The sequence below is a fragment of the Pantoea sp. OXWO6B1 genome, from assembly GCF_001641135.1.
GTDB classification, from domain to species: Bacteria; Pseudomonadota; Gammaproteobacteria; order Enterobacterales; family Enterobacteriaceae; genus Pantoea; species Pantoea allii.
The window spans coordinates 3,212,214-3,225,942 of record NZ_LWLR01000001.1 but is presented as its reverse complement, the minus strand read 5'-3'; the positions used below and the strand labels follow the sequence as shown (position 1 = coordinate 3,225,942).

Annotated in this window: 9 protein-coding genes; 3 read left to right on the top strand and 6 right to left on the bottom strand. The window is 55.0% G+C overall.

The genetic code is table 11. The annotated features are described in order from the left end of the window. Positions 1–317: 317 nt before the first annotated feature. Genes betA through betI form a run of 3 tightly spaced genes read right to left on the bottom strand, consistent with a single transcriptional unit; the run spans position 318 to position 4,107 of the window. A complete protein-coding gene (gene betA / locus A6A26_RS17235; RefSeq protein ID WP_063879866.1) occupies positions 318–2,000 on the bottom strand; it encodes a choline dehydrogenase in 1,683 nt (560 codons plus the stop codon). Positions 2,001–2,023: 23 nt separating this feature from the next. Next, positions 2,024–3,496: a betaine-aldehyde dehydrogenase gene (gene betB / locus A6A26_RS17230; protein ID WP_063879865.1), complete on the bottom strand. Its 1,473-nt coding sequence runs from the start codon at positions 3,494–3,496 to the stop codon at positions 2,024–2,026. 17 nt (positions 3,497–3,513) lie between these two features. After that, the gene (gene betI / locus A6A26_RS17225) at positions 3,514–4,107 is read right to left on the bottom strand and encodes a transcriptional regulator BetI (RefSeq protein ID WP_063879864.1); all 594 of its coding nucleotides are present in this window, start codon (positions 4,105–4,107) and stop codon (positions 3,514–3,516) included. Between the two features lie 257 nt (positions 4,108–4,364). On the opposite strand from betI, the gene A6A26_RS17220 reads away from it, so the two are divergent. The 3 genes from A6A26_RS17220 to A6A26_RS17210 all read left to right on the top strand — a co-directional run bounded on the left by A6A26_RS17220 (position 4,365) and on the right by A6A26_RS17210 (position 8,194). Then, the gene (locus tag A6A26_RS17220) at positions 4,365–6,395 is read left to right on the top strand and encodes a choline transporter (RefSeq protein ID WP_063879863.1); all 2,031 of its coding nucleotides are present in this window, start codon (positions 4,365–4,367) and stop codon (positions 6,393–6,395) included. Positions 6,396–6,526: 131 nt separating this feature from the next. Beyond that, complete coding sequence (locus A6A26_RS17215) at positions 6,527–7,879, top strand: MFS transporter (protein WP_063879862.1); 1,353 nt, start codon at positions 6,527–6,529, stop codon at positions 7,877–7,879. 96 nt (positions 7,880–7,975) lie between these two features. Next, positions 7,976–8,194, top strand: a complete 219-nt coding sequence (locus tag A6A26_RS17210) for a DUF1272 domain-containing protein (protein WP_063879861.1) — start codon at positions 7,976–7,978, stop codon at positions 8,192–8,194. A gap of 138 nt (positions 8,195–8,332) precedes the next feature. Here the strand turns inward: A6A26_RS17210 and rsmF are convergent, their stop codons facing one another. The 3 genes from rsmF to yebS form a co-directional block, all read right to left on the bottom strand. Beyond that, positions 8,333–9,760 carry a 16S rRNA (cytosine(1407)-C(5))-methyltransferase RsmF gene (gene rsmF / locus A6A26_RS17205; RefSeq protein WP_063879860.1) on the bottom strand — a complete coding sequence of 476 codons (1,428 nt, stop codon included), beginning with the start codon at positions 9,758–9,760 and terminating at the stop codon, positions 8,333–8,335. Between the two features lie 77 nt (positions 9,761–9,837). Continuing rightward, positions 9,838–12,477: a PqiB family protein gene (locus A6A26_RS17200; protein ID WP_063879859.1), complete on the bottom strand. Its 2,640-nt coding sequence runs from the start codon at positions 12,475–12,477 to the stop codon at positions 9,838–9,840. Beyond that, positions 12,446–13,690, bottom strand: coding sequence for a membrane integrity lipid transport subunit YebS (yebS, locus tag A6A26_RS17195; RefSeq protein ID WP_063881191.1), 1,245 nt, complete (start codon positions 13,688–13,690; stop codon positions 12,446–12,448). Before yebS ends, A6A26_RS17200 begins: the two co-directional genes overlap by 32 nt. Positions 13,691–13,729 lie beyond the last annotated feature (39 nt).

The window sequence follows — 13,729 nt, the reverse complement described above, 5'->3', positions numbered from 1 at the left end:
CGCGCTGCGCCAGTGCTGATCGACGGCGTTAACGCTGAAAGCGGTAAGGGTAAAAAGGGCGGTAAAAAGCGTAATGAACGTCCTGCTCATAATTTAACAATGCATCCACGTTGTTGCTTCTCTTCAGTGGACGGATAAAGCCTCCGGTAATAAACACCACAGCGTTATATCACGTAGTCAGATGAAGAGACAGTCTGTTTGTTCGGATATTTGACGAATATCAGATGAATATGACGTGGGTTGAGGCGCGGTTTCGTTCTGGCAGAGAAATAAAAAAGCCGGACAGATGTCCGGCTTGGTGGTGGCACAGAAAACCGTTACGCCGTGCGTTCTGGCACCGTGCGGACGGGAGCATCCCCTGCAACATAGTAGTCTGCCGTGCTGCGTGGCAGTGGTTCAAGGCCACGAATGCTGTCGGCAATTTTTTCACCGATCATGATGGTGGTCGCATTCAGGTTACCGGTGATAATCAGCGGCATGATAGAGGCATCGACAACGCGTAGCCCCTGCAGTCCGTGAACGCGGCCTTCACTGTCAACGACCGACATCTCATCGTTGCCCATTTTACAGGTGCCACAAGGATGGTAGGCCGTTTCGCCGTGGTTACGCACGAACTCATCCAGCTGTTCATCGGTCTGGCATTCAATACCGGGACTGATTTCGCGGCCACGGTATTTATCCAGCGCGGGCTGATTAATGATCTCACGCGTGATACGAATCGCATCGCGGAATTCATGCCAGTCCTGTTCATGAGACATATAGTTGAACAGGATAGCCGGATGGCGACGCGGATCGCGTGATTTGAGGTGCACGTGACCGCGACTCGGTGAACGCATTGAACCCACGTGGCACTGGAAACCATGCGCATCAACCGCGTTCGAGCCATTGTAGTTAATCGCCACCGGCAGGAAGTGGTACTGAATATTTGGCCAGCTAAACTCCTCACGGCTACGAATAAATCCGCCCGCTTCAAACTGGTTACTTGCTCCCACGCCGGTGCCGTTAAACAGCCACTCCGCACCAATCTTAGGCTGATTCCACCATTTCAAGGCCGGATAAAGCGATACCGGTTCTTTGCACTCGTACTGCAGATACATCTCAAGGTGATCCTGCAGATTTTCACCGACGCCTGGCAGGTCGTGTACCACGGGAATATCGAACTGCTTCAGTAGCGCTGAGGCACCGACGCCGGAGCGTTGCAGAATTTGTGGTGAGGCAATGGCACCCGCACACAGCAGGACTTCACGACGTGCGTGAGCCGTGTGCAACGTATTGCTGTCACCGATTAAATACTCGACGCCAATCGCGCGCTTACCTTCAAACAAAATGCGGTCAGTCGTGGCATGTGTGGTGATTTTCAGGTTAGGGCGGCTTTTCGCCCTGTCTAAATAGCCGCGAGCGGTACTGGAGCGTCGGCCTTCAGGCGTCACAAACCGGTCCATCGGGCCAAAGCCTTCTTGCTGATAGCCGTTAAGGTCATCGGTACGCGGATAGCCCGCCTGAACGCCAGCCTGAATCATCGCTTCAAACAGAACGTTATTGCCTTTCTTCGGCGTAGTGACGCTGACCGGACCGTCACCGCCATGGTAATCGTTGGCACCGGTATCGCGCGTTTCTGATTTACGGTAGTAGGGCAGGCAGTCCAGATAGCTCCAGTTCTCCAGCCCAGGCATGTCAGCCCAGTTGTCCAGATCCATGGCGTTACCGCGGATATAGCACATACCGTTGATCAGCGATGAACCGCCCAGGCCTTTGCCCCGGCCACATTCCATCCGGCGGTTGTTCATGTAGGGCTCAGGCTCTGTTTCGTACGCCCAGTTATAACGTTTTCCCTGTAAAGGGTAAGCCAGGGCTGCGGGCATCTGGGTGCGAAAATCAAAACGGTAGTCAGGGCCGCCCGCTTCCAGCAGTAAGACATTTACGTTGCTGTCTTCGGTGAGTCGGGTAGCCAAAACATTCCCTGCGGATCCGGCTCCGATGATAATGTAATCAAATTCCATTCGTCGTTCCTCAGGTTAGGGGATTAAAATACAGACTGAAAACGCGTCAGTTCCACCTGAACCGACTTGACCTGGGTGTAGCTTTGCAGCGTCATCAGGCCGTTTTCACGTCCCACGCCAGAGTGCTTGTAACCGCCAACCGGCATTTCGGCGGCGGACTCACCCCAGGTGTTAATCCAGCAAATGCCGGCTTCAATCTGATGGATCACCCGGTGTGCGCGGTTCAGATCCTGCGTCACCAGACCCGCAGCCAGGCCGAACTCGGTGTCATTGGCGCGGCGCACCACTTCGTCTTCAGAGGTGTAACTCAGAATCGACATGACCGGGCCAAAGATTTCTTCACGGACAATCTTCATCTCATCACGGCAGTCGCTGAATACAGTGGGTTCAACCCAGGCACCCTGATCAAAGCCTTCGCCGGTTAAGCGCTTACCGCCGCACAGCAGACGTGCGCCTTCTTCAATGCCAGATGCAATAAAGCGCATGACATTATCACGGTGGCTAAAGCTGACCAGCGGACCAAAGTTAGTGTCAGGATCGCGCAGGTCGCCTGCTTTAATACGTGCAACGCGCTCAAGAATCCTGGCCTCAAAGGCAGACTGCAGCGCGGCAGGCACAAACACCCGCGTACCGTTGGTGCACACCTGGCCAGAACTGTAGAAGTTGGCCATCATGGCAATATCGGCGGCCAGGTCGAGATCGGCATCATCAAAAATAATCAGCGGAGACTTACCGCCCAGCTCCATCGTGACGTCTTTCAGCGTGGAACCTGCCGCGTTCGCCATGACTTTCTTGCCACTGACCACACCGCCAGTGAATGACACCTTATCAATGCCCGGATGTTCGGTCAGCAGTTGGCCGGTGACCGCGCCAGTGCCCGGCAGCACGTTGAACACACCATCTGGCACGCCGGCTTCTGTGTAGATTTCAGCCAGTTTCAGCGCCGTCAGCGGGGTAACTTCGCTGGGTTTAAAGATCATGGCGTTGCCCGCCGCCAGCGCTGGCGCAGACTTCCAGAGTGCAATCTGAATCGGGTAATTCCAGGCACCGATGCCTGCGACAACGCCTAGTGGTTCGCGGCGGGTATAAACAAATGAGGTATCACGCAGCGGAATTTGTTGGCCTTCCAGCGCAGGGATCAGCCCAGCGTAATATTCCAGCACGTCGGCACCGGTAACGATGTCAACGCTTGCGGTTTCACTGAACGGCTTACCGGTATCAAGCATCTCCAGTTCAGCCAGCTCATCATTGCGCTCGCGCAGGATATCAACCGCACGACGCAGAATGCGTGAACGTTCCATTGCGGTCATGGCCGCCCAGACTTTTTGTCCTTTTCGGGCAGCGGCAACGGCGCGATCGACATCCTCGCGTCCGGCGATCTGAACATCAGCCAGTACCTCACCGTTAACCGGGTTAATGCTCTGGAAGGTTTCACCAGAGGTAGCGGCAACGTAAGTACCATTGATGTAGAGTTGTTGCTCGTTGAATCGGGACATAATTTCTCCTGGTTCCGTTACTCGTGTTCGCCAGCTAACTGCTGACGAATGAATTGGGTGGTCAGTGTCCGGGCGGTAGCCGGATCAAAAGGCTTTCCGCTCAGTGCGGCGCGTAACCACAGGCCATCTATCATGGCGGCCAGCCCGTGGGCGGCAAGGCGGGCCTTTTCTTTGGGCAACTGGCGGCGAAATTCCACTGCCAGCGCTGAAAACAACCGTCGGTGGCTGACCCGTTCCAGCCGTCGAAGCTGAGGCTGATGCATGCTGCTTGACCAGAAATCAAGCCAGGCTTTCATTACCGCGCGTTCCACCTGACTTTCGTCAAAATTGCCGTCGACGATAGCGCGCAGCCGGACTTCTGCCGAAGCCTGCGCCAGTGGAGCCAGCCGAAGCGCGACCGCTTCACGCAGTTGTCGGGTGACATCGCGCATGGTGGCTTCCAGCAAGCCATTCTTGTCCTTGAAATAATGACTAATGATGCCCGTTGAAACGCCTGCGCGCCGCGCAATCTGGGCAATGGTGGCATCATTAATGCCGACTTCATTGATGGTGCCCAGCGTGGCATCAATCAACTGCCGACGTCGTATTGGCTGCATCCCTACCTTTGGCATGACTTTCACTCCAGCCTGAAACCGAGCCTCTATTTAAACTTTTTTTGATTGGATGTTCAATATAAATAGAAACCTTGTTAGGATGATGTGTCTTAAAAGTTGAGTAAGTGAAGCGGTAAGTGTGGCAGATTGGCTAGTTTTGACCAGAATGTAACAGCAGGAAACGAAGCGTAAAAAAACACATGCCGCCAGGGCGCCGGATTTTTAACCGGATTGAACTCTTGCAGAATTTACAAGCCAACAACCAGAGGTAAACGATGACGAGTCCACCAACTAGTGAAAAAGACAGAATCAATCCTGTAGTGTTTTACACATCGGCAGGATTGATTCTGACGTTTTCACTCATCACCATTCTGTTTAGCAACGAAGCTGCAGGCTGGATTTTAAAGGCAGTTAACTGGGTGTCAGCCGCGTTTGGCTGGTATTACATGCTGGCGGCAACGCTGTATATTGTCTTTGTGGTTTATATGGCGTGTTCGCGCTTCGGCTCGATCAAGCTGGGGCCAGAGCAGTCAAAGCCTGAGTTCAGTGTACTGAGTTGGTCGGCGATGCTGTTCGCCGCCGGTATCGGTATTGACCTGATGTTCTTTTCGGTAGCGGAACCTGTTTCACAGTATATGCAGCCGCCGGAAGGTGCAGGGCAGACCATGGAGGCGGCCCGCCAGGCGATGGTCTGGACGCTGTTCCACTACGGCTTAACCGGCTGGTCAATGTATGCCTTAATGGGGATCGCGCTGGGTTATTTTAGCTACCGCTATAATCTGCCGTTAACCATCCGCTCGGCGCTGTATCCCATCTTTGGAAAGCGCATTAACGGCCCGATTGGACATACCGTGGATATTGCAGCGGTTGTCGGCACGATTTTTGGTATCGCAACCACGCTGGGCATCGGCGTTGTTCAGCTGAATTACGGGCTGAAGGTGTTGTTTGATGTTCCCGAAGGGCTAACTGCCCAGACGGCGCTGATCATTCTGTCGGTGGTTATCGCGACCATCTCTGTCACCTCCGGCGTGGACAAAGGTATCCGTATTCTGTCCGAGCTGAATGTGGCACTGGCCCTTGGCCTGATTCTGTTTGTCCTGTTTGCCGGTGATACCAGCTTCCTGCTTAATGCGCTGGTCCTTAATGTGGGCGACTATATCAACCGCTTTATGGGCATGACGCTGAATACCTTTGCTTTTGATCGACCAACGCAGTGGATGAACAGCTGGACGCTGTTTTTCTGGGCCTGGTGGGTTGCCTGGTCGCCATTCGTTGGCCTGTTCCTGGCGCGTATCTCACGTGGTCGTACCATCCGTGAGTTCGTTCTTGGCACGCTGGTGATTCCTTTTACCTTTACGCTGCTTTGGCTGTCTGTATTTGGTAACGCCGCCCTGTATGAAATTATTCATGGCGACGCGGGCTTTGCCCAGGAAGTGATGACGCACGCAGAGCGCGGTTTCTATAGCCTGCTGGCCCAGTATCCGGCGTTTAAGCTGAGCGCATCGGTGGCAACCATTACCGGTATGCTGTTCTACGTCACCTCGGCGGATTCCGGTTCGCTGGTGTTAGGAAACTTCACCTCAAAACTGAAAGACATCAACAGCGATGCGCCCAACTGGCTGCGTATCTTCTGGTCGGTGGCGATCGGTGTGCTGACGTTGAGTATGCTGATGACCAACGGCATCACCGCGTTGCAAAATGCCACGGTGATTATGGGGCTGCCGTTTAGCTTCGTGATCTTCTTTGTGATGGCGGGATTGTATAAGTCACTCAAGGTTGAGGACTACCGTCGTGCCAGTGCGACACGCGATACTGCGCCTTACCTGGCACATGCGACCGATCGTCTGACCTGGAAAAAACGCCTGTCGCGGCTGATGAACTACCCCGGCTCGCGTTACACGCTGAAGATGATGGAAGAGACCATCTTCCCTGCCATGCAGGAAGTGGCAAAAGAGCTGGAGCTGCGTGGCGCCAGGGTCTCGCTGGATAAGGTGGCGGCTGACGACGAGCATCCGCTGGGTTATCTGGATTTGCGCGTTCAGCTGGGCGACGAGCAGGACTTCCTCTATCAGGTCTGGCCGCAGCAATACTCGGTACCTGGTTTTACCTACCGGGCGCGTAGCGGTAAGTCCACCTATTACCGACTGGAAACCTTCCTGCTGGAAGGCAGTCAGGGCAATGACCTGATGGACTACAGCAAAGAGCAGGTGATTATTGATATCCTCGATCAATATGAACGTCACCTGAACTTTATCCACCTCCATCGCGAGGCACCGGGAAGCAACATTACCTTCCCCAACGCCTGAGTCAGCAGCCCGTAAGCCGAGAGGTTTACGGGCTTTTTTCATAGTCGGAATAGTCCCGACCTAAACCGTCACAAAATCAACTATCTTTAAACACTACAGGACACCGATTACCGTGGTTGACAGGGAGTCGTATGCGAAAAATTCTTAGAACATTTCTGCCGCTTTACACCACTACGTTGCTGATGCTACTGGGATCGGGGTTGCTGACGACCTATGTGTCGCTGCGCCTGGCGCATGAACAGGTTAACGGGGCGGTGATCGGCGCGATTATCGCAGCCTATTACATTGGCCTGGTGATCGGCGGGAAAGTGGGGCACAACCTGATTGCGCGCGTCGGCCATATTCGCGCGTATGTAGCCTGCGCCGGTATTATCACCGCGTCAGTGATAGGACACGGTCTGACAGACTTTATACCGCTATGGGTTTTTCTGCGTCTGATTATCGGCCTGTGCATGATGTGTCAGTATATGGTGCTGGAAAGCTGGCTCAATGATCAGGCGGAATCTTCACAGCGCGGCCTGATTTTTGGCTTCTATATGGTGGCAACCTACCTTGGATTGAGTAGTGGCCAGGTGGTGCTGACGCTGCAAAGCGGTTTTGGTATCAATACGTTGTTGATTGTGGCCCTCTGTTTTGCGCTCTGTCTGGTACCCATCGCCCTGACAACGCGCACCCATGTGCGGCCCATGTCGCCCGCGCCCATGGAACTGAGCTATTTTATTCGCACGATTCCAAAGTTGCTCAGTACCACCTTGTTAACCGGTATGGTGGTCGGTGCGTTTTATGGTCTGGCACCGGTTTACGCCAGCAGTAAAGGGTTCAGCGATGCCCAAACCGGGATATTCATGAGCCTGACTATTTTCGCCGGGCTGGTTTCACAGTTTCCCCTCAGTTGGCTGTCCGATCGCTACGACCGCCAGCGACTGTTGTTCTATATTTCCGTCGTATTGATGCTGGCCTGTCTGCCGCTGGTTGTATTGCCAAACCTCTCTTTCAACTGGGTGCTGGGCATCGCGTTTGTCGCCAGCATGGTGCAGTTTTCGCTTTATCCTTTACAGGTCGCTCTGGCTAACGATCAGGTGGCTGCCGAGCAGCGCGTGTCACTCACGGCCTGTTTATTGATGGCCTTTGGCATCGGTGCCAGTATCGGTCCTTTGCTGGTGGGGGCATTAATTCAGCCGTTTGGCAGCAACATGCTTTATCTCTTCTTCACCCTGTGTACGCTGCTGATTGCCGCATTGAGCTATATGAAAACGCCGCTTCCGTTGCCGACCACCGAAGTACCGCTGCCCCATGTGGTCTTGCCAGACAGCCTGGCGACATCGCCATTAGGCGCGGCGCTTAACCCGGTGCTGGAAGATGAGGCGATTCAGGCGGCGATGGTGAATAGCGACGAAGAGAATGAGGATGACGAAGAGGATAAAGAGGACGATGACGATCGGGGCAGCAAGGATACGCAAAATCAGGAACACGCTAACCGCTGATTAAATCCATACGGCATCCTGGTGGCAAGATGAAAATCCTCGACAAGCGGTGCGGCTTTTGCCACGCTGGCAGCCGCTACCGCCAAGGAGGATGCCATGTTAGAACTGCGCCCTAACTGTGAACGCTGTGATACCGACTTGCCTGCCGCATCCTACGATGCGCGCATCTGTTCGTTCGAATGTACCTTTTGCGCTCCCTGTGCTGAGCAGCATCTTAAAGGGCTGTGTCCAAACTGTGGCGGGGAATTAGTCCGGCGGCCAATCCGGCCTGCGGCTAAACTGCTGACGCATCCCGCCAAACTGCGCAACGCATAAAGGCTGAACGCGCCGGCGGCGTCCGGCGTGGTCCTGTCCTGTTTAACGCATCTTCCATCACATCACGCCCGATTTAACCGCAATCCTGAGTCAAAAACAGGGCACGCAACGTGACAGTGTCACATTGCGTGCGTGCGCCTAGCGGAACAGCCTGCCATCACGCACCAGCTCGCGCGGGTAGCTGTTTTTAATGCGGCTACCAACACGTTTGGCCAGCCCGAGCGGCTGATGTTGATAGGTCACTATCATTTCGTCGAGGGTTGGCGCATTTTCAGGATAGATATCACGACCGCGATACCATTCTTCGGCTTCCGCCTCGCTCAACGCAAACGTCTGCTCAGGGCGCGGTGAGGCCAGCGCAATAACCGCCTCGTGTTGCCAGCGATAGCCTTTTGCAAAGGTCTCTGCCAGCTTCAGGCCAATCCGCGAGAAGCGCACCTTACCTAACAGCGGTGTAACCGCGGTCGGGAACAGCCAGATCTCTTTATCACGCTGCCAGAGCTGCAGGCTGTCATCCCATTGAATGGCGACCTTCGCGGCTGCCTGCACAATCTCGCTTTCGAGCTTGCGGCTCAGGTGGCTAAACGGCAGCTTACCGACTTTATAAGTCGGTTCGGGCAAACGCTCGACGGACGCCGTTTTACGTAAGCGGGCGACGAAGAAACCTTCACTGTCAAACAGCTGAGGAAAAACGTGCAGGAAACCCTCAGGCGTGGCTGCCCGCTCCGCACCTGCGAACAATGACTGCAAGGGGGCAATTTCGACGGCATTCGGATAGCGCTCAAGTAGCCCGGCTACCACCTGTTGGTTCTCAATCTGATTCAGCGTACAGGTGGAGTACACCAGCGTACCGCCTGGCTTCAGGGCATGAAACGCGCTGTCAATCAGATCGCGCTGGGTAGCGGCAATATCATGGGTGCTGGCAAGCGACCAGTTTTTCAGGGCATCAGCGTCTTTACGCATGACACCTTCGCCGGAGCAGGGCGCATCCAGCAAGATCGCATCAAACTGCTCCGGTAGCGCAGGTCCAAAGACGCGGGCATCAAAGTGCGTGAGTGCGCTATGGGTGACGCCGCAACGGGTAATATTGGCGTGCAACACTTTGACCCGGCTGGAAGAGAACTCATTGGCAAGGATAACGCCCTGGTTATGCATACAGGCGGCAATCTGGGTGGTCTTTGAGCCGGGTGCCGCGGCCATGTCCATGATGCTCATCGCATCGGGGTGCGCATCAAACAATGCCGTTACCGGCAGCATCGAGCTGGCTTCCTGGATATAGAACAGGCCGCTCAGATGCTCGGCGACGCTGCCCAATGGCAGGCTTTCATCCTCGCGGGTGATCCAGAATCCCTCTTTGCACCAGGGCACGGGCGTTAACTGCCAGCCGTAGTGGGCCGTTTGTGCCAGAAAGTCGCTCACGCTGATCTTTAAGGTGTTAACCCGCAGGCTGCGGCGCAAAGGCTGCAGGCTGATATCCATAAACTGCTGCAGGCTGGTGTCATCGGGCAAACTCTGGCGTATCAGGTCGAGGAAGTCGGCAGGGAAGCGTGAGGCGGAGTCGGACACGGATAGGTTCTCTTTGAGGCAAAGGTGGCAGTGTAGCACGCAGAAAGAAAACGGGCAGCCTGCGCTGCCCGTCTGTCTTAAGGCTGATTCGGGTCCGGAATCGCCGTTCCCCAGTTCCGCCACGCTTTAGGCGGTTCATCCTGCAGCAGGAAGTGTTTATCTGCGGTCGCCTGCGGAGCCAGCGGCACCGTTGGCGGCGTAGCAAACTGAATACCACCGCGAATAAACTGCTGGAAGGTGCCGGTTTTCACCACACCACCAATCAGTCCAAAGTCCAGGTTGTAGCCAGAGGCCAGCCAGAACACGGAATTATTACGCACCAGATGTTGGTATTTCTTACTGATGCGCAGGGCGATCTGGACGCGGTCCGCCATATTACCCAGCGAGGTGCCGGTCACCGTACCCACTTCCACCCCGCGGAACAGCACCGGCGTCCCCAGTGACAGGGAACCCGCCTCGGTGGCATCAACATAGATGTTCAGGCCGTTGAGGTAACGTGAGTCGGTAATGGTGCTTTCCTGCAGCTCAAACGTCCGCGCGCCACGGCCTTTGCCCGGATCGACGTTAACGTAGGGCTGCAGGATGGTTTCCAGATGATTGACGCCCGCAGCAGAAATCTCTGGTGACACGACGGAGAAACGGCTGTCGACGCGGGCGAAACTCTGGACATATTCAGGGTAAAGCACGGCTTTCGCCACCACCTGATTGTTGTCATTGCTCAGCGACAGTGACTCAATTTGCCCGACGTTAATCCCCAGGTAGCGAATTGGCATACCGGCGGACAGTTTGCTCGCGTCATAGGTATGTAATGTAATCTGGCTGCCGACCGCACGGGCCGCAGTTTCAGATGGATACAGGACGCGTTTAACGCCTTTATCGACTTTCGCGCCCGTCAGGTTATCAAAGCTGATGGCCCCTTTTAACGCACGGTTCAAAGGTGACGCCTGCACGGTTAAGCCGCTGCCGTTAAGCTGAACACGTGCGCCGCCTTCCGCCCAGAACACACTTTCGCCAGAGACCAGCTTGCGGTATTCCGGTTTGATATGGACTGCAATATCAAACGCATCGGCTCGCGGCGTGACGTTGGTAATTTCACCCACCTGGAATTTGCGATAGAGCACGATGGAGCCAGCCTGCACGTCAGGTAAGCTTTTGGCAGTCAGCATCAGTGTGGTTGACGGGCCATCGCCGGTAATACCTTCTTCTGCGCGTTCGGCATCGGCAAACAGCGGATAAGCCGTTTTGGGTGCGCCTTGCTTACCCGGCTCCAGGCGAATGCCACCGTCAACCCATTCGCGGGCGCTGGCACCCAGCACCTGCATGCCATCCAGACCAAACTTCACGTCAAGACGACTGTTGACAATGAATTTGCTGTCACCATGGACCAGTTGCCGCTGTTCAGGATCGACTGCGACCACAAAGTTAACGCCGTTTTCATCCAGATCCCGCGAAATTACCTGGCCAATTTTCAGGCCGTGTAACATCAGCGGCTGTCCCGCATCAATGCCATAGCTCTCGGGAGCACTGAGCTTAACCGTGAGGACATTGGGTTTTTGCAGTAACGTCTTGTTGGGCGCGACCACCGTGAAATGCTGCTGCGGCGCACCGTCGCCCGGCACCAGTTCAAAGGTGTTACCGGTGAGTAAGCTGCTCAGGCTGGTATCGGTAAGGCTGAGTTTAGGACTGCGCATCTCAATGCGGGTGCCTGCCCGCATCAGGCCCACGACCGATGGATCGATCGTCATCTCGCCCGTCACTTTACCGCCATCCTGCAAATTCAGCTTGGTCAGGGTGCCCACTTCTAAGCCCTGGTACATCAGCGGCGTCCGGTTTGCTGAGAGGTTATCCCCGCTGGGAAGATCAAGTGATATCAGCACGCCGCGCTGGCTGTGTGCCAGATCGGGATACAGCTGGTAGTTCTGATCGGTTTTCGCGGCTTCAGCGCCGTCAGGGGAGTCGAAGGCGATAGCGCCGTTGACCAGTGCCGCCAGGCTTTCAAGCTGGACTTTGGCACCGCTCAGGCTGACGTCAGCGTTCATCCCCGACACATTCCAGAAGCGGCTGTTGGTTTTCACCAGGTTCACGAAGCGACGTTCAATAAGGACGTCAATCGAAACGCCGTTATTTTGACCGTTGATGCTGTAATCATAAACCCGACCTACCGGGATTTTACGGTAATACACCAGCGAGCCGGTATTCAGCGAGCCGAGGTCAGGTGAATGCAGGTGAATCATCAGTTCACCGGTGTTCACGCGGTATTTGGGCTGGGTATCCAGTGCGGTGAAGGTGTCACTTTCTTTACCATCACCTGGCATCATGCCGATGTAGTTACCGCCAACCAGCGCGTCAAGACCGGACACACCCGCCAGCGAGGCTTTCGGCGTGACCAGCCAGAACTGCGTATTTTCACGCAGCGCATCGCGCATATCGCTTTTGATGCTGGCTTTGATCTGAATCTTGCTGTAGTCATCGCTCAGATTGATGCCCTGCACCGTACCGACTTCCACGCCCTGATAGCGAATAGGCGTCCGCCCAGGCACGATGCCATCGGCCGTCTGGAAATTGATAGAAATGGTGGTGCCGCGCTCCTGAAAGCTTGTCCAGAGCAACCAGCCCGCAATCAGCATTGCGATAATGGGCAGAAGCCAAAAAGGCGAAATCTTACGCTTATTGCGCAGCGTAGCATTAGTCGGTGTAGTCGGCGTTTCCTGTTGCATGTGCATCCCAGAGCAGGCGGCTATCCAGCCACTCAACGGCCATAATGGTCAGGACAACAGCAGCGCCAAAGTAAAACGCGGCTGGTCCCATGGTAAAAGCCAGCAGTTGATCACGGTTGACCAACGACATGGTTAGTGAAATGACAAACAGATCCAGCATAGACCAGCGTCCAACCCAGGTAACAAAACGCAACAGACGAATGCGGGTTTTCATGCCTTGCTCGCAGCGGAAATGGATACTGATCAGCAGCGCCAGCATCACCAGCACTTTGGTAAACGGGACTAAAATACTGGCGATAAATACCACAGCGGCCACGGGGACGTTACCGGAGGCCAGCGAAAGGATACCGGAGAAAATCGTGTCCTCCCGGCGCGAACCATTCAGATACACCACAGAAATCGGCAGCAGATTGGCCGGAATCAACAGCACGATAGAAGCGATCAGTGCGGCCCAGGATTTTTGTAAGCTGTGGCGACGCCGAAAGTCGAGCGGCGTATGACAGCGCGGACAGCGCCCGCGCGCATCAGGAATGTCGGTATAGTGGCAGTTGAGGCAGACCTGCAAATCGTCCCGGCGCGTCACCTGAGGCTGTTGTGGGTAAAAATGTTCCCAGAGTTGCTCCATGTTCAGATGGATCAGGGTTATCACACTCAGCACGGTTAACGCCACATAGGCCACCAGCCCATAGCCCAGTTCAAGATCGGCATAATCCTGCACTTTGATTGAGGCCACGGCGATGCCAATCAAAAAAATATCCAGCATGACCCATTCTTTAAGCTTATCCAGCATCAACAACACCGGACGGAGGTTCATGCCTAAACGCTGACCCAGCGCCAGGTAGCCGATGCCCGCCACCAGGGTGACCGGCGCACCGATAGTACAGAACGCCACCATCGAGGCCGTCAGAACATTGCCCTGCAGCGTCATCTGCACGATGCCTTCCAGCACGCTGGCATTAATGCGCATGCCCAGGAGGCGAATGTCGATGAGTGGCATGCTAAAAGCAAAAGGCATCAGCACCAGCATGGTGGCCGCCATCGCCAGTAAACGCGTCATTGACCAGTCACGGCCGCTCACAATCTGCGCGTTGCAGCGGGGGCAGTGCGCTGACTGATGCGATTTCACATCTGGTAAGGAAAAAAGGGTATCGCATTGCGGACAACGCTGATAACGTGCGTGAGGCAATGTCTGGCTGATAGCGTGAATTTTCATCATTAAGTGCAAGTTTCGCTTATTGTCATTAACGCAAAG

Excerpts from the sequence above, each read along its gene's own strand:
- A6A26_RS17200 (WP_063879859.1), bottom strand. The coding sequence starts at position 12,477 with ATGCAACAGGAAACGCCGACTACACCGACTAATGCTACGCTGCGCAAT.
- A6A26_RS17220 (WP_063879863.1), top strand. The coding sequence starts at position 4,365 with ATGACGAGTCCACCAACTAGTGAAAAAGACAGAATCAATCCTGTAGTG.
- betI (WP_063879864.1), bottom strand. The coding sequence starts at position 4,107 with ATGCCAAAGGTAGGGATGCAGCCAATACGACGTCGGCAGTTGATTGAT.
- betB (WP_063879865.1), bottom strand. The coding sequence starts at position 3,496 with ATGTCCCGATTCAACGAGCAACAACTCTACATCAATGGTACTTACGTT.
- yebS (WP_063881191.1), bottom strand. The coding sequence starts at position 13,690 with ATGAAAATTCACGCTATCAGCCAGACATTGCCTCACGCACGTTATCAG.
- A6A26_RS17215 (WP_063879862.1), top strand. The coding sequence starts at position 6,527 with ATGCGAAAAATTCTTAGAACATTTCTGCCGCTTTACACCACTACGTTG.
- A6A26_RS17210 (WP_063879861.1), top strand. The coding sequence starts at position 7,976 with ATGTTAGAACTGCGCCCTAACTGTGAACGCTGTGATACCGACTTGCCT.
- betA (WP_063879866.1), bottom strand. The coding sequence starts at position 2,000 with ATGGAATTTGATTACATTATCATCGGAGCCGGATCCGCAGGGAATGTT.